A 20,869-nucleotide genomic window follows, 5' to 3' on the forward strand; every position below is an offset into this window, starting at 1 on the left:
TGGCCTCAGCACTGAAGATCACCTCCGATGCGGACGAAACTGCGGCCTATAACCGCCCACCTGCATCACCGCAACAAGCAGATGAATGCCCAGGCTGATGGGCAATAACTGACTGGCACCCATACCGACATTGCTTCCAGTCGGACAGGAGCGTGGCGATCACGGCTCAGGCTCTGATCAAGGTCAGGACAATCGAAACCCGGAGATCAGCACCGGGCATCTGCATCACCCAACTGCCAGGGCGCACCGCCGCAGTTGAACCGCAGCACGGAGGATTGGCAGCCATGTGAACTCACTCAGCCGGCGCTCACCGCCACCCCAGCGTCACGTAGGGAGGTCTATGTGTCGCACCGAAAGCCCGGGCAATGTTCGGGCTTTTTTACGCGCCTCTATTACGTCAGCACTCCTCCCCCGCGCCCATCGGCAACCAGCGGGAGGCATGAGGGCTGACGAATACAGGTGAACCAACGAATGGAGAGAGTGATGAGCAAAGACAACAGCGAGCCAGCTTTCCCGGCTCCAGAAGCGTCAATGGAGCATTACGGCAAAGCTGACGGATACACCGGCATGAGCCTGCGCGACTACTTCGCGGCCAAGGCCATGCAGGGGTTTTCAGCAAGTCCCAGCATGATCGACAGCAACGATTCTCGCGCAATTGCTTACGTGGCCGCTGCGTCCTATGCGATGGCCGACGCCATGCTCGCCGCCCGTTCCGCCTAACCCCAAACACTGGAGGTCGCCATGAGCGATTGGAAGGAAATTGCGAGTGCGCCGCGTGATGGCACCGAAATCATTCTGCGCAAAGGCGACCGGGTAACAGCTGGGGCCTGGATTGAATGGACCAAATCAGAAGCAGAGTTCCACTCAAATGGCACTTACTTGGGCAATTACGAGTATGACTCCGGCGCGTCTTGGTCGTCATGGGACGGCGGCTTCTGCGATGACGACGAGCCCACACATTGGCAGCCACTCCCCGCCCCGCCCACCGAATAACGCCACCCTGGAGGCGACCATGAACGCAGCATTGAAGATTTGTCAGGCGATGTACGACGCCGGGTTGCCGCCTCCAGTGAGCGAGTCTGCGGTAGAGATTGCCCGCAAGGAGTGGATCGACAACGCGGTGGAAACGCTGGTTGATCGGCGCAGCGACGTGCAGTTCAAGCGCCGACTGCATTCAGCTCAGGGCGTGACGTTCAAGACCTTCGCCGCCGAGGTCGAGCAGTTCGCGATCAACAGTGACAGCAAGAGTCCATGCGCCATTGGCGAAATGGTCATTGCTGGGTTGCTTGGTGATCGCTTCCTGGCCCGCGACGGCGCCGAGGACCTGCTGGCGGTAGCCGATCCCAAAGAACAGCTCAGGATCATCGCTCAGCGCCTTGTTGAGCCGTTGGCAGACGATGCAATGGCCGCCCAGGTCGAGGACGACGAACTATGAACACGCCAACCGCCCTCGCCCGCCTGGGCCTGGAAATCGCCAAGATGAAGAAGTCGTGCACGCCGGTACCGGACCGCACCTTCGTCATGGGCATGATCGAAATGGCGGAGTTCGCCGATCTGGTCGACTCCCCTACCGCCAACCGTTACCGCGATGCGCTGGACGCCAAGTTCGTCGAGCGCAATGCAGAGCTTAAGAGGGCCGCAGCATGACTACCGCGCCGGTTAAATCGCTGATCGACAGCCAGCTGGAAGAGATCGAGCGTAGCCTGACCATCCTCGGCGCCGGCCTGCCGCGCGACCTACCGGTATCGGCACTGCCGCCCAAGCTTGCTGCTGCAATCAAGGGTGGGCGAATTGCGGTGAGGGTTCGACCGTGACCACCCGCCAGCGCACCCGGCGCCTACTCATCTGGCGCGGCTCTTTCTCTGCTCTTTCCGTCTGCACCGTCCTGATGTTGCTCAGCGCCCTCGCTGATCGAATCACTCAATAACCAACCCCTTCAATCGCTGCGAGCATCGCGGCAGGGAGTCACCGTGTCCGCACAACAGCAAGTCATCACTATCGACGACATCAGCGCCGACAACGCGCCGGCTATCTACGTAGCTGGCGGCCTGGGCCAGTTCTTCGAGGCGGTAAAAGCAGAAGTCACCGGCGAGGTGCCCGACCTGACTACGGTGAAAGGTCGCGCTCGAATTGCATCCTTGGCCGCAACGGTAAGCAAGTCAAAAAAGGCAGTCGAGACACCTGGTCGCGACTACCTGAAACGCCTGAAGGAAATGCCCAAGGTGGTCGAGGCTGAACTGCGCGAGTTCGTCACCAAGATGGACAACCTGCGCGACTCCACCCGCCAGCCCCTGACGGACTGGGAAGATGCCGATCAAGCCCGCAAAGACAAGCACGTCGATGGCATCCGGGCCATGAAGGACTTTCTAATTTTCGAAGGCACGCCGAGTGCCGATCAGGTGGGCCACATCATTGCCACCCTTGAGTTGGTTGCGATCAATGACAGCTGGGAAGAGTTTTTGCCCGAGGCCGCCCAGGTGAAGGACGAAACGCTGGTCAAGCTGCGCACCCTGCACGCCGAGCGCACTCAGTACGAGGCCGAACAGGAAGAGCTGGCCCGCCTGCGTGCTGCCGCAGAAGCCCAGGCCCAGCGCGACCGCGATGCAGAGATTGCCAGGGTAGCCGCCGAGCAGGCCCGGCTCCAAGCCGAGCAGCAAGCCCAGGCCGAGCGCGAAGCTGCCGCACGACGTGAGCAGGAACTGTTGGACCAGGCCGCTGCCACTCAGCGCGCCGCCGCGCAGGCAGCGCTGGACGCCGAGTCAGCCGCCGAACGCCAGCGCCTGCAACTGGAACTACAGGCCGAACAGTCCCGCGCATCAGCGGCACAAGCCGAGGCGAACCGGATCGCCGCCGAGCAGCGCGCCGAGCAAGAACGCGTCGCCGCCATTCGCCGCCAAGAAGAAGCTGCCGAGCAGGCCCGTCAAGATGAGCGCCGAAGAGCTGATGCGGCCGCTGCCGAAATCGTCCGCCAGCAGGAGATCCGCGAGCGCGACGAGGCGCATCGCCGCGCCATCAATCGTACCGCCTTGGAAGCCTTCATCGCTGGTGGCATGCCAGAGGAATGCGCCAAGCAGGCAGTAAAGTTGATTGCCCAGCGCAAGATCCCAGCTATCACCATTTCCTACTGAGGTCACCATGAGCCAGGCCGTCGCAACAATCACTCAGGACATCTACGGTGCACGCAATCAGTTCGCCAACGTCCTGACCGACCGCTCGCTGAACTTCGAGCGCGAGGCTGAATTCGCCATTCAGGTCATCACCTCCAGCGAGTACGCCACCAAGATTGCCGTGCAGAACCGGCAATCGGTGGTCAACGCAATCACCAACATCGCGGCCATAGGTATCAGCCTGAACCCAGCCAAAAAGCAGGCCTATCTGGTCCCGCGCGATGGAAAGATCTGTCTCGACATTAGCTACATCGGCCTCATGGATCTGGCCATGGCTACCGGTGCGATTAGGTGGGCACAGGCCGAGCTGGTCTACACGGCGGATTCGTTCGCGCTCAACGGCTTCGACAAGCCACCGACTCACTCCTACAACCCGTTTGCAAAAGAGCGTGGTGAGGCTGTCGGTGTGTATGTGGTGGTAAAGACGGCCGACGGAGACTACCTAACCGAGACAATGAGCATTGACGACGTGAACTCCATCCGCGACCGCTCTAGCGCCTGGAAGGCGTGGATCAGCAAGAAGTCATCCTGCCCATGGGTTACCTACCCTGGCGAGATGGCAAAAAAGACTGTTGTGAAACGCGGGTACAAGTACTGGCCGAAGACCGAGCGCCTGGAGCAGGCAATTCACCACCTGAACACCGACGGCGGCGAGGGCCTTTCATCAATTCAAGGATCGGCACCAACCGATCCAGAGATGGTTAACGACTGGATTGATCTTGCGATGCGCGCCGGCAGCCTGGAAGCGCTCGCTGAGGTTTACCACAACGCCACAGCAGCCATGAAACAAGCCAAAGATGCTGCCGGCCACGCCCGCTTCAAGGCGGAAGTGACCAAGCGCAGCGAAGCCCTGAAAGCAGCAGCCGAGCCAATCGATGGCGAAGCTGAGGAGGTGTTAGATGGAGCAGCGTAGTTCTGAATGGTTTGCGGCCAGACTGGGCAACGTCACGGCCAGCAGGGTCAAGGATGTGATGGCCAGCGGGCGCGGCGGCGCGCCCTCTGCCACACGAAAAAACTACATGATGGAGTTGCTGTGCGAGCGCCTTACCGGCCAGCAAGGCGGTAGCGACCTTTCGCGTAATGCGGCGGTACAGCGCGGCGTCGAGCTTGAGCCGTTCGCTTGCATGGCGTACGAGGCTGATAAGGGCGTGATAGTGGCCGAAACCGGCCTGGTCATGCATCCGAAAATTCCAGGCTTTGGGGCGTCACCAGACGGGCTTGCTGGTGATGATGGAGTGCTTGAGATCAAGTGCCCGAACACCGCCACTCACATCGCCACAATGCAATCAGGCAAGCATGACCCTCAGTACGAGTGGCAGATGCTAGCCCAGATGGCTTGCACCGGCCGCAAGTGGGCTGACTTTGTGAGCTATGACGACCGGCTGCCCGAAGAGCTGCAGTACGTGTGCTTTCGGTATGAGTTCGATTTCAAGCGAGCCCGTGAGATGGAAGCGGAAATCACGGCTTTTCTTGAAGAACTGGCCGACCTTGAGAAGGAAATGCGGGAGCGGATGAGGAGTGCAGCATGATTTACGTTAGCAACCACCTCAGCATGGTCGAGCAACTTCGACCGGCCTCGGACGAACTGGCCGCCCAGGTCGAGCAGTACCTGGCTGCCGGCGGCCAGATCGAAGAAGCGGCGCCCATCGGTTACAAACCCAAGCCCATCACCTACAGCAACCAGATGCCGCCGACGCCGAAGCCGTTTGTTCGCCGTCGGGTTGAAGCGGCTCCCCTGCCCTACGCACCAATTAACGCGCGCGCCGAGAAGCGCACAAAGCTGATTGAGAAGGTGGCAGAACTGGCAGCAACTCACAACCAAAGCGAAGTTGCTCAGTTGCTCAAGGTCAGCCGCAGAACACTCTGCGGCATCACGCAAGAGTTCGGGATCAAGTTCAAGAAGGCCGTGCGCGGCGGCAATCAAGACCCTGAACGCCAAAAGCAGATGGAAGAGCGCGACGCTCAGTTCGCCAAGCGCATCAAGGCGTTCATGGAGCTCGGCATTACGCGGCGCCAGTGCTGCGGGAGGCTCGCTATCAGCAACAAGGCCTTAGAGCGGATCATCGCCGCCCACGGCATCGACTACCCCAAAGCGCGCCAGGGCAGCACTTCATGCGCCGCATAGCCCGCCCCCAGCAACGCAAACGACAAACCTGGCTCGCACTGCCGGCCAGCGGTATAGAAGAGGTAGGCTATGGCCATGGATCAAAAGACGCGATCTGCAAAGAGCGCGGCGAAACGCAAGGAGCTTGGCGAGGAAGAGCTTCGGCACCGGGTGCGGGCAGGCGAAAAGCGGATGCTCGCCGACCTCATGGTCTGGACTGAAGACACTGAGCAAGCCTCGGTAATGGCTGGCTCCCTTCGCTATGTCCACTCACTCGGCCGCGAGGGTGCGCGAGAAGCGCTCCGTTCGCGCCACAAAATAGAAGTTAACGAAAACGTGGCGTCAGAACTCTACGCCATAGGTCAGCGCCAAGCATCACGGCTCGACGCCGAAGAAGCATAACCGCCTGATCCGGCTCCATGCCGATCACCCGTAATACCCCATATCAACGAATCACGCCAGCCGGCGCCGCGCAACTCCCTCACTCCACCTCCCGGGCATGGCCCGGCAAGGACTCCCCGTGAAACGAATTTACCTCAGCGGCCCCATGACCGGCCTGCCCGACCTCAACTTCCCGGCCTTCGCCACTATGACCAACAGCCTGCGGGCAGGCGGCCACACAGTTACCAATCCCGCCGAGCTCAACCCTGACGGCGGCAGTTGGAACGACTGCATGCGCCGCGATATTGCCGCCCTGATGGACTGCGACACCGTGGCCACCCTGCCCGGCTGGGAGAATTCAAAGGGCGCAAGACTGGAAGTCCTGATCGCCGAACGCCTCGGCATGACGGTTGTGAATGCCCATGATCTGGTAACCAGGGAGATTGCATGATGAGCAACATACAACAATCGATTGAAGATCTGGACGCCGTCCTGCACTGGCGCGGCAAACACGCTCAGGCAGTCCGCGAGCGTGACGCCTTGCAACAGCGCCTGGCCGCAGCGGATGAGCTGGCGGATACCATGGAAGGGTTGTTGCGACTGGCGCGCGGCGCAATTGGCGAGAATCAATGGACTCTTCTGACCAAAGACATTGACACGATGCTGTCGCAGGATGCCCAGCGGACCAATAACAGCAGGAACGCGCACTGCCCGCATGACGGCATCTGTCATACCAGTGAAGAAACATGCGCTGATGCTCAGGAGCGTATCGCATCACTCACAGCGCCAGCGGGCGCAGGACAATGAATATCCCGACCTTTAACCCGAAAGGTATTCGGCCTTGGATGATCAAGTATCGCCTTGCCGCTCGGATCTTCTGCTTGGTGATGCTGCCTATCGCGCCCTTCGTTTTCGCAGCTGCGATCCTGTGGGCGAACCGTAGCGACTTCTCTGAAATGAAGATGCTCGTCAAGGCAGCGTTTCTTCCATGGCAATCTATCCCGGCACCAAGCGCCCCGCCTAACCCTGGCTCGGGCGATCGCGCAAAACCCTCATAGCACTTTCCAGTTCGTCGGCAGCGCCGGCTACGTGGTCAGCTGTGACCCAGCGCCACGATGTATTGCCGATAAGGCCGCCAATCGCCAGCTTGTACAGCCGGTCAATATCGACGCCCTGCTGTTCAGCCTGCTGAAGCACCGCCAGCAACGCCTGCTCAAGATGAAACACCCTTTCGACGGACATGGCCAAGCCCTCAAGAAGTGAGGCGCCAAGTCTAGTCTGTAACCCCTCCCCCTTCAAAGTCAGCCGCTATTGCGGTGAGGACGAAGTCATGCCTGAAGAAATCAACAAAGCGTGGCCGGACCACTTCCGTTACATCGACACAATCGGCCCCGAAGGCCTTGAGGTGCACTGCATCACCTATCAGGTGATCGGCGAAACCGCGCAGTGCTATTACATCGGCGACACCCACACCTGCAACCTGATCAAGGGCCCGCAATACAGCTGGACCGCTGAGGAGGTGAAGAAACGCAGAAAGCGCGTGCTGAAAGAAGGTGGCACCTGGGGCCGACGATTCGCCTACACCGACAAGGCGCTGGCACTGCGCTCGTACAAGACACGCAAGGCCTGGCAGCTGCGACACGCTCGCCTGTCAATGGAGCGAGCCCAGGCCGCTATCGGATACTTCGGCGATGGCCAGGCCGAAAGCGAGATACCTGACGCGGTCGTGACAATCCCGAACGAATACATCCAGGGCTTGAACTGGGAGGATTACTGATGATCATCGACGACGTAATGACCGACAAGATCACCCTGCACGGCCTGGGCTTTGTGCAGGTCCAGCTGGAAGGCAATCAGCGCCTGCATGTCTGGCACCCCGAACTGCCCCGCCGTGCGTGTTTCGAGCACTCATCAATTCACAATCATCGCTTTGATTTTGACTCATTGGTGCTAGTGGGCACCCAGATCAATGTCGATTTCGCCGAATTGCCGCAAGCATCTGCGTGCTTCAAGTGCGCTACTCACCAACTTTATATTCACGAAGGCGCTCGCAGCGCCCGGGGCGGTCGTCCTTGGGTTCAAAATGGAACTGTGGAGATGCTGCAAACTGGCCGCCAAGTCGTTGCCGCCGGATCGGCTTATCGCATGCGGGCGTATGACTTCCATCGCACAGAGCCGGGTGGTGATGGAAAAGTGGCGACGATCCTGAGAAAGGGCTGGGAGGGTCAGCAAGGCGCACAGTCGAGCTGCGAGATCGGCAAAGAACCGGACGGCGATTTCGACAGGTACCAGTGGTCACCGGCACAGCTCTGGGAAATTGTCGCCGACGTGATGCTCCGCCAGCGGGTGAGCCCATGATCGCTATTAAAGAACGCCCCATCCTGTTCGCGGCGCCGATGGTGCGCGCCATCCTGGAAGACCGGAAAACAGTCACGCGTCGCGCCGTGAAAGTGCAGCCCTTCGATCTGAGCTGGTCTCGGCGTGATCACCGGTTCGAATACTTGACCGGCCGAGCTGAAAACGGCGATGAGATTGACGGGTTTCACGCTTACTCAACCCGACATGGTGGTGTGTGGAGCGCTAAGTGCCCATACGGGCAGCCCGGCGACCGGCTGTGGGTGCGTGAAACCTGGTCAGATGTGAATTTGCAGGGTGCACCAGGCATCGCGTATCGAGCAGACGGCGACGTGCGCGACTTGATGGAGGATGCCAGTTTCCTCGATGAAGATGGTGCATTCAACTATGACGATCCGCGCTCGAAGCCCTTCAACTTTGCCTGCTGGTCAGAGGATTTGCTCGGCGGCAAAGAAGGCCGATGGCGCCCATCCATCCATATCCCGCGCTGGGCCAGCCGCATCCTGTTGGAAATTACAGCCGTGCGCGTCGAGCGGTTGCAGGATATCAGCGAGGATCAGGCCAAGGCCGAAGGCGTCCGGCTTTACACAGATCATGCCGGACTCGGTGAATGGTGGCACGTCGACGGGATCGATACCTACAGCGCTGACCCGCGCAAATCGTTCGAGCTGCTCTGGTCATCAGTCGGCGGTGACTGGGTTGCAAACCCGTGGGTCTGGGTGGTCGAGTTCAAGCGGGTGACGCCATGATCGCCGCCCTCTGGTTCGCCTACGTCTTCATCTATCGAGGGCCCAGGCCATGAGCGATGTTCCAATTGAGCCACAGGACTATCTATACGGCGTGAAGGTTGTGCAGATCGAAGACCTTCGGGTTGCTCGGGGCATGACGCGGCGCCCGGCCAGCAGTTGCCAACACAAGAAGCTGGTGTATGACGAGAAGGAGCGCCGCGTCTGGTGCAGCGACTGCGAATCCGAGGTCGAGCCCTTCGACGCATTCGTTGGCCTTGTCGGGGTTTTCAGCGGCGGGATGAACTCGCTGAAGCGACGGCAGCGCGAATTGGCAGAGGCCGAAACTTTCCAGATGCGCAGCCGCGCCGCGAAGGTAATGGACGAGGCCTGGCGCAGTACGAAGATGGCACCGCTCTGCCCTCATTGCATGACCGCGATTCTCCCGGAAGACGTCGCGGGCGGCGTCGCCAGTACATCGAAAGCTCTGGTAATCGCGGCACGCAAGCGAAAAGCCGAAGCAAAACCCTAACCCCAATCCCCCTACATTCCTGCCGGTGAGCGGCGGGCGGAGCTATGCCATGAATGCACAAATCCTGGACCCATGTAGCGCCAGTCGCATGATGTGGTTCGACAAGGGCGACCAGCGCGCCCTGTTCGGCGACATCCGCGATGAAGAGCATGTGCTGTGTGATGGCCGGGTGTTGAAGGTTGAACCGGATGTGATCATGGATTTCCGGCACCTGCCCTTCCCCGATGCCAGCTTCAACATGGTGGTGTTCGATCCACCGCACCTGGTGCGCGCCGGCCGGGAGAGTTGGCTGCGGTTGAAATACGGAATCCTCACCGACGACTGGCGCGACGATCTGCGCAAAGGCTTCGCGGAGTGCTTCCGTGTGCTGCGGCCTGGCCAGTTCCTGATCTTCAAGTGGAACGAAACCCAGATTCGGGTCAGCGAGATTCTTGCACTCACCGAAGAACAACCTCTGTTTGGCCACAAGTCCGGCAAGCGCGAGAAAACGCACTGGATCACCTTCATGAAGAAAACCTAACCCACCTTATGCCGCCCAGCGCGGCTCATTGACTCACGCCGCCCGCGGCACGGAGAATCAACATGGCAGCAGCAGAGAAAATTGATCGCTTCCTTCGCCTCGACGAGGTGCTTTACACCACAGGCCTGGGCCGCAATACAGTTTATCGGCGGATCAGGGAAGGCACATTCCCAAAACAGGTTAGAATAGGCCCCAATTCGGTCGCTTGGCGCCAGTCGGCAATTGCTGAATGGATGACATCAACAACGCCCAGCAACGACCAATCAGTACATTGATCAGTACACCAGTTACTGGCAATACTCCACAAGCCATGCAACACAAGCCCTACAGGTCACACCGTGGAAATCTTCAAAGAGTTTACCTTCGAGTCCGCCCACCGCCTGCCACACGTACCGGAAGGCCACAAATGCGGGCGCCTGCACGGGCATTCGTTCAAGGTGGCGATCCACCTCAGCGGCGACCTGGATCCCCATACCGGCTGGATTCGCGACTTCTCGGAAATCAAGGCGATTTTCAAGCCGCTCTACGAACGCCTCGACCATAACTACCTCAATGACATCCCAGGCCTGGAAAACCCGACCAGCGAAGTGCTGGCCAAGTGGATCTGGACCGAACTCAAACCCCTGTTGCCGGAACTCAGCGCGATTCGCATCCATGAGACTTGCACCAGCGGTTGCATCTATCGCGGCGAGTAAGCGGTTGAGTGTTTAAAACCACCTGAGGGTGGTTTTTTTACGCCTGGCCAATACCAATGTAAAGCAAGCTTGACATGGAAAACCTTAAGACCTAGTGTAAAGCACCCTTTACTCATGGAGAGAGTCATGTCGACCAAACGCTTCCTGGTGGAATTTATCGTCATTCTGTTGGTGTACATTTGCTGCGTGGTGGTTTCCAGCTCATCTGTACGCTCCATGCCTGACGGCGCCGCCAAAATCGCCTTGGCATTGCTGCCGGTTATTCCGATGGTCGCGATGGCGGTGTCGATCATCCGCCGGCTGAACAGCATGGATGAGTTAGGCCGCAAGATTCAGTTGGAAGCGCTCGCGGTGGCGTTTGTATGCACCGCCCTCACCACCTTCAGCTACGGTTTCCTGGAAACCGCCGGCCTGCCGCGCCTGTCGGCCTTCATGGTCTGGCCGATCATGGGCGGCATCTGGTGTGTGGCCACGATCATTGGCACAAGGCGTTATCAATGAATAATCAACTGCGCCAGTTACGCGCAGAACTGGGTTGGTCCCAGGCTGATCTGGCGCAGCGCCTGGGTGTATCGCGCCAGACCATCAACGCCATCGAGACCGGCCGCTACGACCCGAGCTTGCCGCTGGCGTTCAAGATCGCCAAGGTGTTCGAACGGCCCATCGAGGCGATCTTCGAAGCGCCAGTTGACTGAGCCTTTATGACAGGAGCACGCCAAAATGATGCGCCCCGCCATTGCCGATGACAGTGCCGCTATCGAAGCCATCGTCCAGGCTGCCTATGCGCCCTACATTGAGCGCATCGGCCGAAAGCCCGGGCCGATGCTGGAGGACTACTCGCAGTTGGTCAAAGACGGGGGCGTACATGTGCTGGACCACGCGGGGCAGGTTCAAGGCTTTGTTATCCTGAGGCACACCGACACGGCGTTGCTGTTGGATAACCTCGCCGTTGCCCCGCACGCCCAAGGCCTTGGTTTCGGGCGACAACTGATGGATTTTGCCGAACAGCAGGCCCTTGATGCCGGCTACAGAGCCATCCGCCTGTACACCAATGAGGTGATGACTGAGAACCTCGCGCTGTACCGTCGCCGTGGCTATGTGCAAACCCATCGCGCCGAGGAACACGGCCTGCGCCGCGTGTACATGATCAAACATCTCTAGGAGCACCCCATGGAAAACCTCTGGCTGGCCCAGGCCAAACGCTTGCAGGCACTGGCGTCCACGGGCCTGCATTTTTGCACCGATGACTTCGAGCGTGAGCGCCTCGAGGAAATTGCCGAGATTGCCCACAGCATGCTCGCGCAACTGGCAGATGTGCCGCTTGCACGCATCACCGGGCTGGTGCCGGATTTTGCCAAGCGTTATTCAACCCCGATGATTGACGTACGCGGCGCGGTGATCGAAGGCGACCGTATACTGCTGGTGCGCGAATTGACCGACGGCTGCTGGGCGCTGCCCGGTGGCTATGCCGATATCGGCTTGTCGGCGGCGGAAAACATCGTCAAGGAGATTCGCGAGGAAGCCGGGTTGAGCGTCACGGCACGCGCGCTGTACAGCGTCACGCACAAAGCCAAGGGCTTGTATCGCCCGGATGTGCGGGACTTCTACAAGCTGTACTTCCTGTGCGAGCGGGTCGACCAACTGGCGCCAGCGGCCGGGTTTGAAACCACCGAAGTGGGCTTTTTCACCCTCGACGACCTGCCGCCGCTGTCCCGTGGGCGCACCATCGAAAGCGATCTTGAAGCGGCGTTTGCGTTTCATCGTGGCGAGACCACCCAGACGCTGTTCGACTGATCCACTTTGTCTCACCGCTGCACTGTTTTCGTGCCTGCCTGATGTCGGTGGCAGACACGCTCAACATCGCTGCCTGGCTATAAATACGCCGCGTCGCCGGTTTGGCACGCGCAGTGCAACAGCACGGCGTCAGTCATCCAGGGAGCAAGGCCATGACGCAGCAAGAACCGGGTAACGATTACCCCCTCAGCGAAGTGCCGATGCATGCGCGCAAGGGCCTTGCGTCCACCGCCATGGTGTTGCTGGGCTTCACCTTCTTCACCGCGACCATGTTCGCCGGCGGCAAGCTGGGCGTGGCGTTCAGTTTTACCGACATGCTCGGTGTCGTGGCGTTGGGTAACCTGTTGCTGGGTATTTACGCCGCAGGCCTGGGCTACATCGCGTTCAAGAGCGGCTTGAATTCGGTCCTGATGGGCCGCTTCTGCTTTGGCGAAGTGGGCAGCAAACTCAGCGACTTGATCCTCGGCTTCACCCAGATCGGCTGGTACGCCTGGGGCACCGCCACCGCGGCTGTGGTGCTGGGCAAATATTTCGAATTGAACCAAGGCACGGTGCTGGCACTGATGGTGCTGTTTGGCCTGCTGTTCTGCGCCACCGCGTATGTGGGCTATCGCGGGCTGGAGATTCTTTCCTACATCGCGGTGCCGGCCATGGGCATCCTGCTGTTGCTGTCGATGTGGGTCGCCACCGTCAAAGTCGGCGGCCTGGAGGGTCTTATGGCGGTGGTGCCAACGGCGGAACTGGACGTGTCCACCGCCATAACGCTGGTATTCGGCACCTTTGTCAGCGGCGCCACCCAAGCGACCAACTGGACGCGCTTTTCTCGTTCGGCCAAGGTCGCGGTGCTGGCCAGCCTGATCGGCTTTTTTATCGGCAATGGCTTGATGGTGTTGATCGGTGCCTATGGCGCCATCGTCTATCAGCAACCCGATGTGGTCGAGGTACTGCTGCTGCAAGGTTTCGCCATGGCGGCGATGGCCATGTTGCTGCTCAACATCTGGAGCACGCAGGACAACACCATCTACAACTTCGCGGTGGCCGGCTGCAACCTGCTGCGTACTCGGCGGCGCAAAACCGTGACCCTGGCCGGCGCGGTGATCGGTACATTGCTGGCACTGCTTGGCATGTACGACTTGCTGGTGCCTTATCTGATTCTGCTGGGCACCGTGATCCCGCCGATTGGCGGGGTCATCATGGCGGATTTCTTCTACCGCTATCGCGGCCAGTACCCGCGTCTGGCCGATGTACGCCTGCCGGCGTTCAATTGGCCGGGACTGGTAGCGTATGCCGTAGGCACCGTGCTGGCGTTTCACTCACCGTGGGTGGCGCCGTTGGTGGGGATTGTGGCTGCGTCCCTGGCCTACATCGCGCTCACCGCAGCTCTGCGTGTGCGCGCACCTTTGACTGACGTACAGGCCTGAACCCGCCTGTTGCCATGAGGATGGTAACCTTGTGGCTGATAACCCTGATGACCTGGCGGCTGCCTGCCTGATTATCCAAAGCCAAGAGGAACTTGCCCATGCATATCATCAATGCCCGCCTGCGCAACCGTGAAGGCCTGCATGATCTGCACCTGGAACACGGCCGGATCGCCCGCATTACTGCGCAAACCGTGACGCCGACATTAACAGCTGGCGACCTCGACGCCGCTGGCAACTTGGTCATACCGCCGTTCGTGGAGCCCCATATCCACCTGGATGCGACGCTGACCGCCGGCGAGCCGCGCTGGAACATGAGCGGTACCTTGTTCGAGGGCATTGAGTGCTGGGGCGAACGCAAAGCCACCATCACCCAGGAAGACACCAAAGCACGCGCCAAGAAAACCATTCAGGCCCTGGCCGCCCATGGCATCCAGCATGTGCGCACCCACGTTGATGTCACCGACCCTGACCTCACCGCGCTCAAAGCCATGTTGGAGGTGCGCGAAGAAAGCACGCACCTGATCGACCTGCAAATCGTCGCCTTCCCGCAGGAAGGCATCGAGTCTTACCGCAACGGCCGCGAACTGATGCAAGAAGCCATTCGCCTGGGCGCTGATGTGGTCGGCGGTATTCCGCACTTTGAATACACCCGCGACCAAGGGGTTAGCTCGGTGAAGTTCCTGATGGACCTGGCCGAACGCACTGGCTGCCTGGTGGACGTGCACTGCGACGAAACCGATGACCCGCACTCGCGCTTTCTCGAAGTACTCGCCGAAGAAGCCCGCAGCCGCGGCATGGGCGAGCGCGTCACCGCCAGCCACACTACGGCGATGGGTTCGTATGACAATGCCTACTGCGCCAAACTGTTTCGCCTGCTGGGGCACTCGGGCATCAACTTCGTCTCCTGCCCTACCGAAAGCATTCACCTGCAGGGCCGCTTCGACAGTTTCCCGAAACGCCGAGGCGTCACCCGCGTCAATGAACTGCTCGAGGCCGGCATGAATGTCTGCTTCGGCCAGGACTCCATCGTCGATCCATGGTACCCGCTGGGCAACGGCAACATCCTGCGCGTGCTGGAAGCCGGCCTGCACATCTGCCACATGCTCGGCTACCGCAACCTGCAAAGCGCCCTGGACCTGGTCACCGACAATAGTGCCAAGGCCATGGCCCTGGGTGACCGGTACGGCCTGGAACCCGGTCGCCCGGCCAACCTGCTGGTGCTTTCAGCAGACAGTGACTACGAGGTAATCCGCAGCCAAGGCCTGCCGTTATATTCGATCCGCAATGGCAAGGTACTGATGCAGCGTAGACCGGCACAGGTGGAGTTTTTGTAAGCAGCAGGGTCATAAGTAGCAGAGTCAGGCAATTGAATCGATATCCAGTGGCTGCACTCGGCCGGCGCTGTCCTGGAGTGGCGCAGGAATACTGGCGATTTGCGCCAACTTGCGGTTTTCACGATGGCGCAACCAGCGCTTCAAGCTGGGCTGCAAGCGAGTGGAGTCGCAGTGGCTGCCATACACGTCACGCAGGTCCAGACGGCGCCAGCGTAACGACTCCAATCGACGTCGGCTGCTGCGCAAGCGGTCGACTTCAGCGTTCAGTGCCTGGTTATGCGCATGCCCATAATCGCGTTGGTTCGGTGGGCGACGACGCTCGAGCTCGCGGTTCTTGTCGCGCAGTTGTTGCGTCATGGTGTCGAGCGCCAGGTCTATCAACTCAAACTCCCTGGCTGTGATCAAAGGCCCCTGGCACTCCACGGTTTGCTGCCAACGGCGCAGAGTGGCCCACGCTGCTGGAATGTAACTGGCGGTCATGAAGTGCTGACTGGCCTGAAACAGTTGTTTCAACAGGTTGGCACGCTCGGGCATATCGCCATTCAGTTGCAGCACCCGGTTGCATCCAGCCTCGAGAATAGACTCACAACCGGGCGTCCATAACACCGAGGAGTGCGTGCCGTCCGGCAGCTTGATAGGCATGAAGTGCTGTTGTTCGCCATGGTGCTGGTAAGGGTTACCGCCGACGCGCACAAGGCCGGCGGCGAACAGCAGGCCACCCGCACCGGGTGCGGCAAAAAGCGTGATGGCGCCCGGCACCCAGAGTTTGGCGGTGGTATTCATCCACGTGGCAGGAACACTGGGAACCGGGTCGTTGTGGTTGACGATGCGGTGATGGATGAGGGCCGAGGCGCCGTCGGTAAACTCGGAGTCTGCGGCGCGGGGAGCGCCGTAGGTGTAGAGGAGAATGTTGTACTTCACGCGGGTAACTCGGCGTAACCCCTCTGCCAGGAGCAACGCGATGGCGCCACCGAGGCTGTGGCCACAAATCACAATGCGCTGGCCACTGTGGAATTGATCAAGGTAGTGCAGAACAAAATCGCGCATCGCTCGATATGCCTGGTAAAAACCCTCATGGGCTTTGCCGACACCTTCGGTAAATGGCACTTGGTGGGCATTCGCATCTCGCAAAGCATCGGCACCACTGGCGGTACCTCGTACAGCGATCAGAATCACCTCGTTGTGATGGCTGATAAACGCCTGGGTATCCGTACCGATGGCTTCATCGTCGAAAAAGTGCAGGCTAGCTGGATGTTCCTGTTTATCTTCAAGCTCCGGGCGATTTTGTGGATACAACTCAGGATCGAAAGGCAAAATCTCAAAACGCAGGGAGTATGGAACCTCTTCGTACAGCGGGTAAAAGCGCTGAGCCTGATCACGATCGACCTTCCAGGCTTCTTGAAACCCCGAGAGTTTTTCCGCGAACAGATTTCCTGCGCTGGGATCCAGGGGGAAACTGACGTTTTCCACTGGCGACTTTGGAGGTTGCTGGCCAAAATCGCAGTAACTCAATGTGGACATCAACGCCAATTGATACAGGTTCAACGCACATAACTGATCGTCGGTCGATAACATCGGGCGCAGGGCTCGCAAAGGCCGAACTTCCAACACCGTGTGCAGGTTGGGGAACAGCACGACGCCTGACAATACGGGCTGCGGCGGACCAAACCCCAGCTCGGCCATCATTTTCAGCGCATGCCTTGGGGGGTGATAGGTACTGGAGGCAAACGGCGGCAGGTGGGCAATATGCCGAACCAGATCGCGCACCTCTACCTGGTAAAACCGGTCTGCTTGGCGTTGTGCAGGGTTGCCGTCGATACGTTGGCCATCAGCCGCGGAAAATCGGGTATGCTCGGCGCGGGCTTGAAGCTCGGTGATAGGTAACGGGTAAGTCTTGCGCTTCCTCAATTTGGCATATGGCTCGCCGCCGCCTGAATACTGCGTATCCAAAGAAAGTATGACAGGGCCGCGATAAAACCCTTCCACCTTGGCGTATCCCTCTCCATTCAACCGTCCTTTGTAGAGTCGCCCTGTAGTGTCCTGGATCGTATAGACCAGCCCGCCATAAGCCTTCCCACTGCCTGTTTCATCAACCAGAGAAACGCTTGCCCAATGCCCTTTCAACGGGCAAGCAGGCATCTTGCTACTGAAAAAAGGTTGCTTCCATGCTGCCTGTTTCATGATTCATCTCCTTGTTAATTGCACGTTGGATAAACATCGCAAACACGTCCATCCGGCATCGTTATAGGTTTAAAGTCCGTGGTGTTACTGCCGCAGTATCCGGACAGATCTTCAAAGCTTTTGCCCCGGCAGCGCCTCCACCCTCCCGGTACAGCTAGCCAGGTGTCCTGAAAGGCGGGAGCCTCCTCGTCTGTAACGCTCAACGTCAGCCTTACTTTTTTCCCTGGGAGCAACGCTCTCTGCACCACGCCACCCGGGCGCGTTTCTTGCCTTTTGCCCTTCGTGTCCAATGCGTTACATTCCAACAGTTTTCTGATCGCATGCTCTGGGCCGGCCGTCCGGAAAAACCACATGCATTCTCCAGAAAACGCCTGCACACCCGACTCGGGCATCGCTGCTACGCGTTCAGACTCAATAGGATCTGCGAAGGAAATTGCCGCGGAACTGCCACCGACATCAGTGTCGAGTTCGCCCCACTTCGCATAAAGAGTGAACTGCACGCTACGCAACACCGACGGGCACCCCTCAATGGTTTCAGTCAGCGGGAACTCATAGCTCACCCGTTCGGCCTGGGGTTTGTAATTGCCAATAAAGATCTTGCGTTCAGGCCTTTTGCCTCGACGCTGCGGCAAGGTGCAGAGTTCATACCTGGCAGGACGGTAATTAGCGGCACCGATAAATCGAAACTGCGCGGGTAGATCCAACTCCAGCGTAAAACGATCAACCGGCGGTGCCACCGCACAACCCGAGAGCCATCCGGCGCCTAGTGCGACCAACACGCTGCGCATCCACTTACTCATGTTTTTTCCCCAAACTGCGCGATTCTCGTGACACCCGCTCAAAATGCTCTCCAGGCGCCTCGCCCTCTATCGGCAGCCACCGAATCGCGCAGCCTTGCGTCGCCTCCTCCAACCGGCGCACGACCAGAAATTCGAGCTGTTGGGGGCTTCGCCATTGCCAGACTCGGGCCTGCTCGATAACCTGCGCCAGCCAAATGCCGGGGTCCTGAAACCCGACCAAACCGGCGAGACTTTCGCTGTGTTCAGTCAATAGATAACGCAGGATATTGGCGTGCAGAATCACTTCGGCCTGAGGGTTCGGCGTGTTCAGCCAGGGCGCAGGCACAGGCACCGGATACTCACCGGGCATTGGATTTTCACTCTGACGCCAACGGCCTTCATGCCAATAGCACACACTGAACAGTGGGCCGAGCAACACTGGCCGATGCTCGCTCTGTAGATGGCTCAGCGCGCGCGCCAAGGTGCGGTTATCGTGAAAACGATACAGCGCTTGGCTTCCCTGGTGCCCTACCAACAGGCGCTCGCGCCAATGCCGAACCACGCCAGCCAGATCCTCATCGGGCAGGCTGCCCAGCCAGCCCCAATTCGCCTCGGGGCACTGCAGCAGGTCGACCAGCCCCGGTTCATCCGCCTGCTCCACCAGCACAATCACCGGGCCTGCGGCTGCCAACTCGAACAGGGCAGTCTCAGCGTACAGGCTGCAATACTGCGACAGCTGACGCACAGACAACAGCCGCTGACGTGCATCCTGATGCCCCTCGAGGATCAAGCACACTCGGCGGCCCGCTTGGTGCTGTTGGGCCATCCACAGACCTGGCTCACTCGGCATCAGGCCGCCCTCCGCATAAGGGAGCACTGGCCTTCACGGCACGCCTCGCATACCGGACAGAAGTCCGCGCCCAACTGCCGAGCCGCGTCCAGAAGGGTACCTTGCGCCGTCGAGAGGCTCGGCGCATCCACTGTCGGCAAAAGGCTCGCTGACGGCGTAAGGGGCGGCAAGCCGCCGAGGGTGACAGGCCGACTGCTGAAAATGCCGCCCGCCTGGATAATCAGGTGTTCCCCCCCAGCCTTGAGGCTCAATTGTGCGCCCGCATCGATGACCAGACTGGCGCCGGCCTTGAGGACGATCTGCTGCCCGGCCTGGATAACCATCGACTGACCGATATGTGTCTGGCTGTCACCCTGGACATCCAGCCGATCGTTCGTGCCAAGCACGATTGTGCGGTCTGCGCTGATGTGCCGCTGCTCGCCGCCGTCCAAGTGAACCGTGCTTAACCCACGAATGATCTCACGCCGTTCTCCCGCTACCTCCAGGCGGCTGTCATGGCCGACCCACTGTTCCAGATCCCGTTGGGCGCGCAGGTAGATGAGTTCCTCGCCATGCAGGTCCTCAAGGTGCAGCTCGTTGGCACCCGCGCCCCCCAGGACACTGCGGCTTCGCAGCACACTGCGTGTCTTGTGTTGCGGCAAGGGGTAAGCCGGCATGTGCAGCGCATTGGGCAGACAGCCGTTGATCAACGGCCGGTCCGGGTCGCCTTCCAGGAAGGTCACAAGCACCTCCATGCCCACCCGTGGAATCAACATGGCGCCAAAGCCATCGCCCGCCCAACCGGAGGCTACCCGTACCCAATAACTGCTTTTGTCATCGGTGGGATCCAGACGGTCCCAATGAAAGCGTACCTTCACTCGGCCGGAGGCGTCGCAGTGCACTTCTTCGCCTGCGGGCCCCGTCACAATGGCGGTCTGGCTGCCATTGAGGGTCGGTTTCGGGTGTTTGAGAGGCGGTCGATGCACGGCGCGCCAGGGTGTTGCGGTAAACCGGTTGCGGTAGCCGTGGAATGTGCCAAGCACGGGTGCCGCTTCCTCCAGCACCTGCGGCTGATAGCCCTCGTGATGCACCGACGTGAGTAACCAAAGGTCGTTGCAGGCCGGATCCGGGTGATCACACAACTCAAGAAAATGGCCGCTGCCCAGCGCCGGTTGGTCACTTTTGCCCACGGCACGATGGCGGTCGCGCTGATGTCGCTCCAGGGCCCGGCGCGCCAACTGCCGACCTCGCACATGGTCACCGAAACCACCAGGGTAATGGTAATCCTCAAGGAACTGCGTCGATGCAGGCCCGGCTTTATCTTCCATGCGCAGCGACGGATGCTGGAAGTCATGATCACGGCGCACCGTCAGCTGGGTACGGATCTCCAGGCGCATGTCGAACTGCCGGATAGCGCTGGTGTTGGCGGCCAGTTCCTGCGTCGGGCAAAAATGCTGTGCGCCCAGGCGCCGAAACACAGTCTGATCATCGCCAAATACCAGCAGGTGATTATTCGGGCTATGACGAAAGTGGTAATGAATGCCCTCCTCTTCGCACAACCGCTGGATAAAATGCAGGTCGGTTTCTACGTACTGCACGCAGAACGGCCGGGGTGGGTAGACCACGGGGCCAAGCTCGAAAGCATAAGCGTCCGCCAGGATGCCGTGGTGTTCAAGGACCGTCGCGATAATCTGCGGCACGCTGCGTTGTTGGAAAACCCGCTGGTTGCGCCGATGGGCAAGGCACGCCAGGCGCGGTGCCAGGGTGATGCGATATCGAGTGAGTCGAATGCCCGGATCATCACGGCCGATGGCGTAGACCTGCCCATGCAGCCCCGCATCGGCTCCGCCGAAGTCTAGATAGGCTGGCTGGTGAAGCAGCGCTTCCAGATCCAGAGAAGGATTTTCGCTGACTAATTGCACGGTGATGAAGTAAGGCTGATCAAGGACTTCGCGGCCTTTAAAAGCGAGTACCTGAAAGTCATTGGTTATTTCTGTAAGTATCAACTTGAATCGTGGCGCGGCAGTTGTTTCAACCATCCTTAAGTTACCT

Annotated in this window: 30 protein-coding genes; 25 read left to right on the plus strand and 5 right to left on the minus strand. The window is 59.7% G+C overall.

The window, feature by feature from the left end:
• The first annotated feature begins 483 nt into the window (after positions 1–483).
• The 12 genes from P5706_RS21385 to P5706_RS21440 all read left to right on the plus strand — a co-directional run bounded on the left by P5706_RS21385 (position 484) and on the right by P5706_RS21440 (position 6,459).
• Positions 484–720, plus strand: a complete 237-nt coding sequence (locus tag P5706_RS21385) for a hypothetical protein (RefSeq protein WP_285681615.1) — start codon at positions 484–486, stop codon at positions 718–720.
• 21 nt (positions 721–741) lie between these two features.
• Positions 742–993 carry a DUF551 domain-containing protein gene (locus P5706_RS21390; RefSeq protein WP_285681616.1) on the plus strand — a complete coding sequence of 84 codons (252 nt, stop codon included), beginning with the start codon at positions 742–744 and terminating at the stop codon, positions 991–993.
• A 19-nt stretch (positions 994–1,012) separates the two neighbouring features.
• Positions 1,013–1,435: a hypothetical protein gene (locus tag P5706_RS21395; protein WP_285681618.1), complete on the plus strand. Its 423-nt coding sequence runs from the start codon at positions 1,013–1,015 to the stop codon at positions 1,433–1,435.
• Positions 1,432–1,647, plus strand: coding sequence for a hypothetical protein (locus P5706_RS21400; protein ID WP_073842603.1), 216 nt, complete (start codon positions 1,432–1,434; stop codon positions 1,645–1,647). The genes P5706_RS21395 and P5706_RS21400 overlap by 4 nt, the downstream gene beginning before the upstream one ends.
• Entirely contained in the window at positions 1,644–1,814 is a 171-nt protein-coding gene (locus P5706_RS21405) for a hypothetical protein (RefSeq protein WP_220382026.1), read from the plus strand. The genes P5706_RS21400 and P5706_RS21405 overlap by 4 nt, the downstream gene beginning before the upstream one ends.
• 156 nt (positions 1,815–1,970) lie before the next feature.
• Complete coding sequence (locus P5706_RS21410) at positions 1,971–3,128, plus strand: coiled-coil domain-containing protein (RefSeq protein WP_285681622.1); 1,158 nt, start codon at positions 1,971–1,973, stop codon at positions 3,126–3,128.
• A 7-nt stretch (positions 3,129–3,135) separates the two neighbouring features.
• The gene (locus P5706_RS21415; RefSeq protein WP_285681624.1) at positions 3,136–4,080 is read left to right on the plus strand and encodes a recombinase RecT; all 945 of its coding nucleotides are present in this window, start codon (positions 3,136–3,138) and stop codon (positions 4,078–4,080) included.
• Positions 4,067–4,696, plus strand: coding sequence for a lambda exonuclease family protein (locus P5706_RS21420; RefSeq protein WP_285681626.1), 630 nt, complete (start codon positions 4,067–4,069; stop codon positions 4,694–4,696). Before P5706_RS21415 ends, P5706_RS21420 begins: the two co-directional genes overlap by 14 nt.
• Complete coding sequence (locus tag P5706_RS21425) at positions 4,693–5,292, plus strand: hypothetical protein (RefSeq protein WP_285681628.1); 600 nt, start codon at positions 4,693–4,695, stop codon at positions 5,290–5,292. Before P5706_RS21420 ends, P5706_RS21425 begins: the two co-directional genes overlap by 4 nt.
• A gap of 69 nt (positions 5,293–5,361) precedes the next feature.
• Entirely contained in the window at positions 5,362–5,673 is a 312-nt protein-coding gene (locus P5706_RS21430) for a hypothetical protein (RefSeq protein ID WP_285681630.1), read from the plus strand.
• Positions 5,674–5,791: 118 nt separating this feature from the next.
• The gene (locus tag P5706_RS21435; RefSeq protein ID WP_285681632.1) at positions 5,792–6,103 is read left to right on the plus strand and encodes a DUF4406 domain-containing protein; all 312 of its coding nucleotides are present in this window, start codon (positions 5,792–5,794) and stop codon (positions 6,101–6,103) included.
• Positions 6,100–6,459, plus strand: a complete 360-nt coding sequence (locus P5706_RS21440) for a hypothetical protein (RefSeq protein WP_285681633.1) — start codon at positions 6,100–6,102, stop codon at positions 6,457–6,459. Before P5706_RS21435 ends, P5706_RS21440 begins: the two co-directional genes overlap by 4 nt.
• 213 nt (positions 6,460–6,672) lie before the next feature.
• On the opposite strand, the gene P5706_RS21445 is transcribed toward P5706_RS21440, so the two are convergent.
• Positions 6,673–6,894, minus strand: a complete 222-nt coding sequence (locus tag P5706_RS21445; RefSeq protein ID WP_126588742.1) for a hypothetical protein — start codon at positions 6,892–6,894, stop codon at positions 6,673–6,675.
• An 88-nt stretch (positions 6,895–6,982) separates the two neighbouring features.
• Between P5706_RS21445 and P5706_RS21450 the strand changes: the two genes are divergently transcribed.
• The 13 genes from P5706_RS21450 to codA all read left to right on the plus strand — a co-directional run bounded on the left by P5706_RS21450 (position 6,983) and on the right by codA (position 15,028).
• The gene (locus tag P5706_RS21450; protein WP_285681636.1) at positions 6,983–7,429 is read left to right on the plus strand and encodes a hypothetical protein; all 447 of its coding nucleotides are present in this window, start codon (positions 6,983–6,985) and stop codon (positions 7,427–7,429) included.
• Positions 7,429–8,010 (plus strand): hypothetical protein, encoded by a 582-nt coding sequence (locus P5706_RS21455; protein ID WP_285681638.1) that lies wholly within the window; start codon positions 7,429–7,431, stop codon positions 8,008–8,010. Before P5706_RS21450 ends, P5706_RS21455 begins: the two co-directional genes overlap by 1 nt.
• The gene (locus P5706_RS21460) at positions 8,007–8,756 is read left to right on the plus strand and encodes a hypothetical protein (RefSeq protein ID WP_285681640.1); all 750 of its coding nucleotides are present in this window, start codon (positions 8,007–8,009) and stop codon (positions 8,754–8,756) included. The genes P5706_RS21455 and P5706_RS21460 overlap by 4 nt, the downstream gene beginning before the upstream one ends.
• Positions 8,757–8,805: 49 nt before the next feature.
• A complete protein-coding gene (locus P5706_RS21465) occupies positions 8,806–9,264 on the plus strand; it encodes a hypothetical protein (RefSeq protein WP_161547932.1) in 459 nt (152 codons plus the stop codon).
• 49 nt (positions 9,265–9,313) lie between these two features.
• Positions 9,314–9,784 (plus strand): class I SAM-dependent methyltransferase, encoded by a 471-nt coding sequence (locus P5706_RS21470; protein ID WP_285681643.1) that lies wholly within the window; start codon positions 9,314–9,316, stop codon positions 9,782–9,784.
• 62 nt (positions 9,785–9,846) lie between these two features.
• Entirely contained in the window at positions 9,847–10,059 is a 213-nt protein-coding gene (locus tag P5706_RS21475; protein ID WP_081609232.1) for a helix-turn-helix transcriptional regulator, read from the plus strand.
• A 63-nt stretch (positions 10,060–10,122) separates the two neighbouring features.
• Positions 10,123–10,479 carry a 6-carboxytetrahydropterin synthase QueD gene (gene queD / locus P5706_RS21480; RefSeq protein ID WP_003237990.1) on the plus strand — a complete coding sequence of 119 codons (357 nt, stop codon included), beginning with the start codon at positions 10,123–10,125 and terminating at the stop codon, positions 10,477–10,479.
• 126 nt (positions 10,480–10,605) lie between these two features.
• Positions 10,606–10,980 (plus strand): hypothetical protein, encoded by a 375-nt coding sequence (locus P5706_RS21485; protein ID WP_200431586.1) that lies wholly within the window; start codon positions 10,606–10,608, stop codon positions 10,978–10,980.
• Complete coding sequence (locus tag P5706_RS21490; RefSeq protein ID WP_017135296.1) at positions 10,977–11,174, plus strand: helix-turn-helix transcriptional regulator; 198 nt, start codon at positions 10,977–10,979, stop codon at positions 11,172–11,174. Before P5706_RS21485 ends, P5706_RS21490 begins: the two co-directional genes overlap by 4 nt.
• A gap of 25 nt (positions 11,175–11,199) precedes the next feature.
• Positions 11,200–11,640, plus strand: a complete 441-nt coding sequence (locus tag P5706_RS21495; protein ID WP_200431585.1) for a GNAT family N-acetyltransferase — start codon at positions 11,200–11,202, stop codon at positions 11,638–11,640.
• A 9-nt stretch (positions 11,641–11,649) separates the two neighbouring features.
• Positions 11,650–12,273 (plus strand): NUDIX hydrolase, encoded by a 624-nt coding sequence (locus P5706_RS21500; protein WP_065912337.1) that lies wholly within the window; start codon positions 11,650–11,652, stop codon positions 12,271–12,273.
• A gap of 152 nt (positions 12,274–12,425) precedes the next feature.
• Positions 12,426–13,694: a cytosine permease gene (gene codB / locus P5706_RS21505; RefSeq protein ID WP_285681647.1), complete on the plus strand. Its 1,269-nt coding sequence runs from the start codon at positions 12,426–12,428 to the stop codon at positions 13,692–13,694.
• 98 nt (positions 13,695–13,792) lie between these two features.
• Positions 13,793–15,028 (plus strand): cytosine deaminase, encoded by a 1,236-nt coding sequence (codA, locus tag P5706_RS21510; RefSeq protein ID WP_200431583.1) that lies wholly within the window; start codon positions 13,793–13,795, stop codon positions 15,026–15,028.
• 24 nt (positions 15,029–15,052) lie between these two features.
• On the opposite strand, the gene P5706_RS21515 is transcribed toward codA, so the two are convergent.
• Genes P5706_RS21515 through tssI form a run of 4 tightly spaced genes read right to left on the minus strand, consistent with a single transcriptional unit; the run spans position 15,053 to position 20,856 of the window.
• Positions 15,053–17,209 (minus strand): lipase family protein, encoded by a 2,157-nt coding sequence (locus tag P5706_RS21515; protein ID WP_285681648.1) that lies wholly within the window; start codon positions 17,207–17,209, stop codon positions 15,053–15,055.
• Between the two features lie 14 nt (positions 17,210–17,223).
• A complete protein-coding gene (locus tag P5706_RS21520; RefSeq protein ID WP_285681649.1) occupies positions 17,224–18,009 on the minus strand; it encodes a hypothetical protein in 786 nt (261 codons plus the stop codon).
• The gene (locus P5706_RS21525) at positions 18,002–18,838 is read right to left on the minus strand and encodes a DUF4123 domain-containing protein (RefSeq protein ID WP_285681650.1); all 837 of its coding nucleotides are present in this window, start codon (positions 18,836–18,838) and stop codon (positions 18,002–18,004) included. Before P5706_RS21525 ends, P5706_RS21520 begins: the two co-directional genes overlap by 8 nt.
• Entirely contained in the window at positions 18,838–20,856 is a 2,019-nt protein-coding gene (gene tssI, locus P5706_RS21530) for a type VI secretion system tip protein TssI/VgrG (protein WP_285681652.1), read from the minus strand. The genes P5706_RS21525 and tssI overlap by 1 nt, the downstream gene beginning before the upstream one ends.
• Positions 20,857–20,869: the final 13 nt, after the last annotated feature.

Source organism: Pseudomonas sp. ChxA (assembly GCF_030263855.1).
In the GTDB taxonomy this organism is placed as follows: domain Bacteria; phylum Pseudomonadota; class Gammaproteobacteria; order Pseudomonadales; family Pseudomonadaceae; genus Aquipseudomonas; species Aquipseudomonas fluorescens_CB.

Excerpts from the sequence above, each read along its gene's own strand:
- P5706_RS21385 (WP_285681615.1), top strand. The coding sequence starts at position 484 with ATGAGCAAAGACAACAGCGAGCCAGCTTTCCCGGCTCCAGAAGCGTCA.
- P5706_RS21390 (WP_285681616.1), top strand. The coding sequence starts at position 742 with ATGAGCGATTGGAAGGAAATTGCGAGTGCGCCGCGTGATGGCACCGAA.
- P5706_RS21395 (WP_285681618.1), top strand. The coding sequence starts at position 1,013 with ATGAACGCAGCATTGAAGATTTGTCAGGCGATGTACGACGCCGGGTTG.
- P5706_RS21400 (WP_073842603.1), top strand. The coding sequence starts at position 1,432 with ATGAACACGCCAACCGCCCTCGCCCGCCTGGGCCTGGAAATCGCCAAG.
- P5706_RS21405 (WP_220382026.1), top strand. The coding sequence starts at position 1,644 with ATGACTACCGCGCCGGTTAAATCGCTGATCGACAGCCAGCTGGAAGAG.
- P5706_RS21415 (WP_285681624.1), top strand. The coding sequence starts at position 3,136 with ATGAGCCAGGCCGTCGCAACAATCACTCAGGACATCTACGGTGCACGC.
- P5706_RS21420 (WP_285681626.1), top strand. The coding sequence starts at position 4,067 with ATGGAGCAGCGTAGTTCTGAATGGTTTGCGGCCAGACTGGGCAACGTC.
- P5706_RS21425 (WP_285681628.1), top strand. The coding sequence starts at position 4,693 with ATGATTTACGTTAGCAACCACCTCAGCATGGTCGAGCAACTTCGACCG.
- P5706_RS21430 (WP_285681630.1), top strand. The coding sequence starts at position 5,362 with ATGGCCATGGATCAAAAGACGCGATCTGCAAAGAGCGCGGCGAAACGC.
- P5706_RS21440 (WP_285681633.1), top strand. The coding sequence starts at position 6,100 with ATGATGAGCAACATACAACAATCGATTGAAGATCTGGACGCCGTCCTG.
- P5706_RS21445 (WP_126588742.1), bottom strand. The coding sequence starts at position 6,894 with ATGTCCGTCGAAAGGGTGTTTCATCTTGAGCAGGCGTTGCTGGCGGTG.
- P5706_RS21450 (WP_285681636.1), top strand. The coding sequence starts at position 6,983 with ATGCCTGAAGAAATCAACAAAGCGTGGCCGGACCACTTCCGTTACATC.
- P5706_RS21455 (WP_285681638.1), top strand. The coding sequence starts at position 7,429 with ATGATCATCGACGACGTAATGACCGACAAGATCACCCTGCACGGCCTG.
- P5706_RS21460 (WP_285681640.1), top strand. The coding sequence starts at position 8,007 with ATGATCGCTATTAAAGAACGCCCCATCCTGTTCGCGGCGCCGATGGTG.
- P5706_RS21465 (WP_161547932.1), top strand. The coding sequence starts at position 8,806 with ATGAGCGATGTTCCAATTGAGCCACAGGACTATCTATACGGCGTGAAG.
- P5706_RS21470 (WP_285681643.1), top strand. The coding sequence starts at position 9,314 with ATGAATGCACAAATCCTGGACCCATGTAGCGCCAGTCGCATGATGTGG.
- P5706_RS21475 (WP_081609232.1), top strand. The coding sequence starts at position 9,847 with ATGGCAGCAGCAGAGAAAATTGATCGCTTCCTTCGCCTCGACGAGGTG.
- P5706_RS21485 (WP_200431586.1), top strand. The coding sequence starts at position 10,606 with ATGTCGACCAAACGCTTCCTGGTGGAATTTATCGTCATTCTGTTGGTG.
- P5706_RS21490 (WP_017135296.1), top strand. The coding sequence starts at position 10,977 with ATGAATAATCAACTGCGCCAGTTACGCGCAGAACTGGGTTGGTCCCAG.
- P5706_RS21495 (WP_200431585.1), top strand. The coding sequence starts at position 11,200 with ATGATGCGCCCCGCCATTGCCGATGACAGTGCCGCTATCGAAGCCATC.
- P5706_RS21500 (WP_065912337.1), top strand. The coding sequence starts at position 11,650 with ATGGAAAACCTCTGGCTGGCCCAGGCCAAACGCTTGCAGGCACTGGCG.
- codB (WP_285681647.1), top strand. The coding sequence starts at position 12,426 with ATGACGCAGCAAGAACCGGGTAACGATTACCCCCTCAGCGAAGTGCCG.
- codA (WP_200431583.1), top strand. The coding sequence starts at position 13,793 with ATGCATATCATCAATGCCCGCCTGCGCAACCGTGAAGGCCTGCATGAT.
- P5706_RS21515 (WP_285681648.1), bottom strand. The coding sequence starts at position 17,209 with ATGAAACAGGCAGCATGGAAGCAACCTTTTTTCAGTAGCAAGATGCCT.
- P5706_RS21520 (WP_285681649.1), bottom strand. The coding sequence starts at position 18,009 with ATGAGTAAGTGGATGCGCAGCGTGTTGGTCGCACTAGGCGCCGGATGG.
- P5706_RS21525 (WP_285681650.1), bottom strand. The coding sequence starts at position 18,838 with ATGCCGAGTGAGCCAGGTCTGTGGATGGCCCAACAGCACCAAGCGGGC.
- tssI (WP_285681652.1), bottom strand. The coding sequence starts at position 20,856 with ATGGTTGAAACAACTGCCGCGCCACGATTCAAGTTGATACTTACAGAA.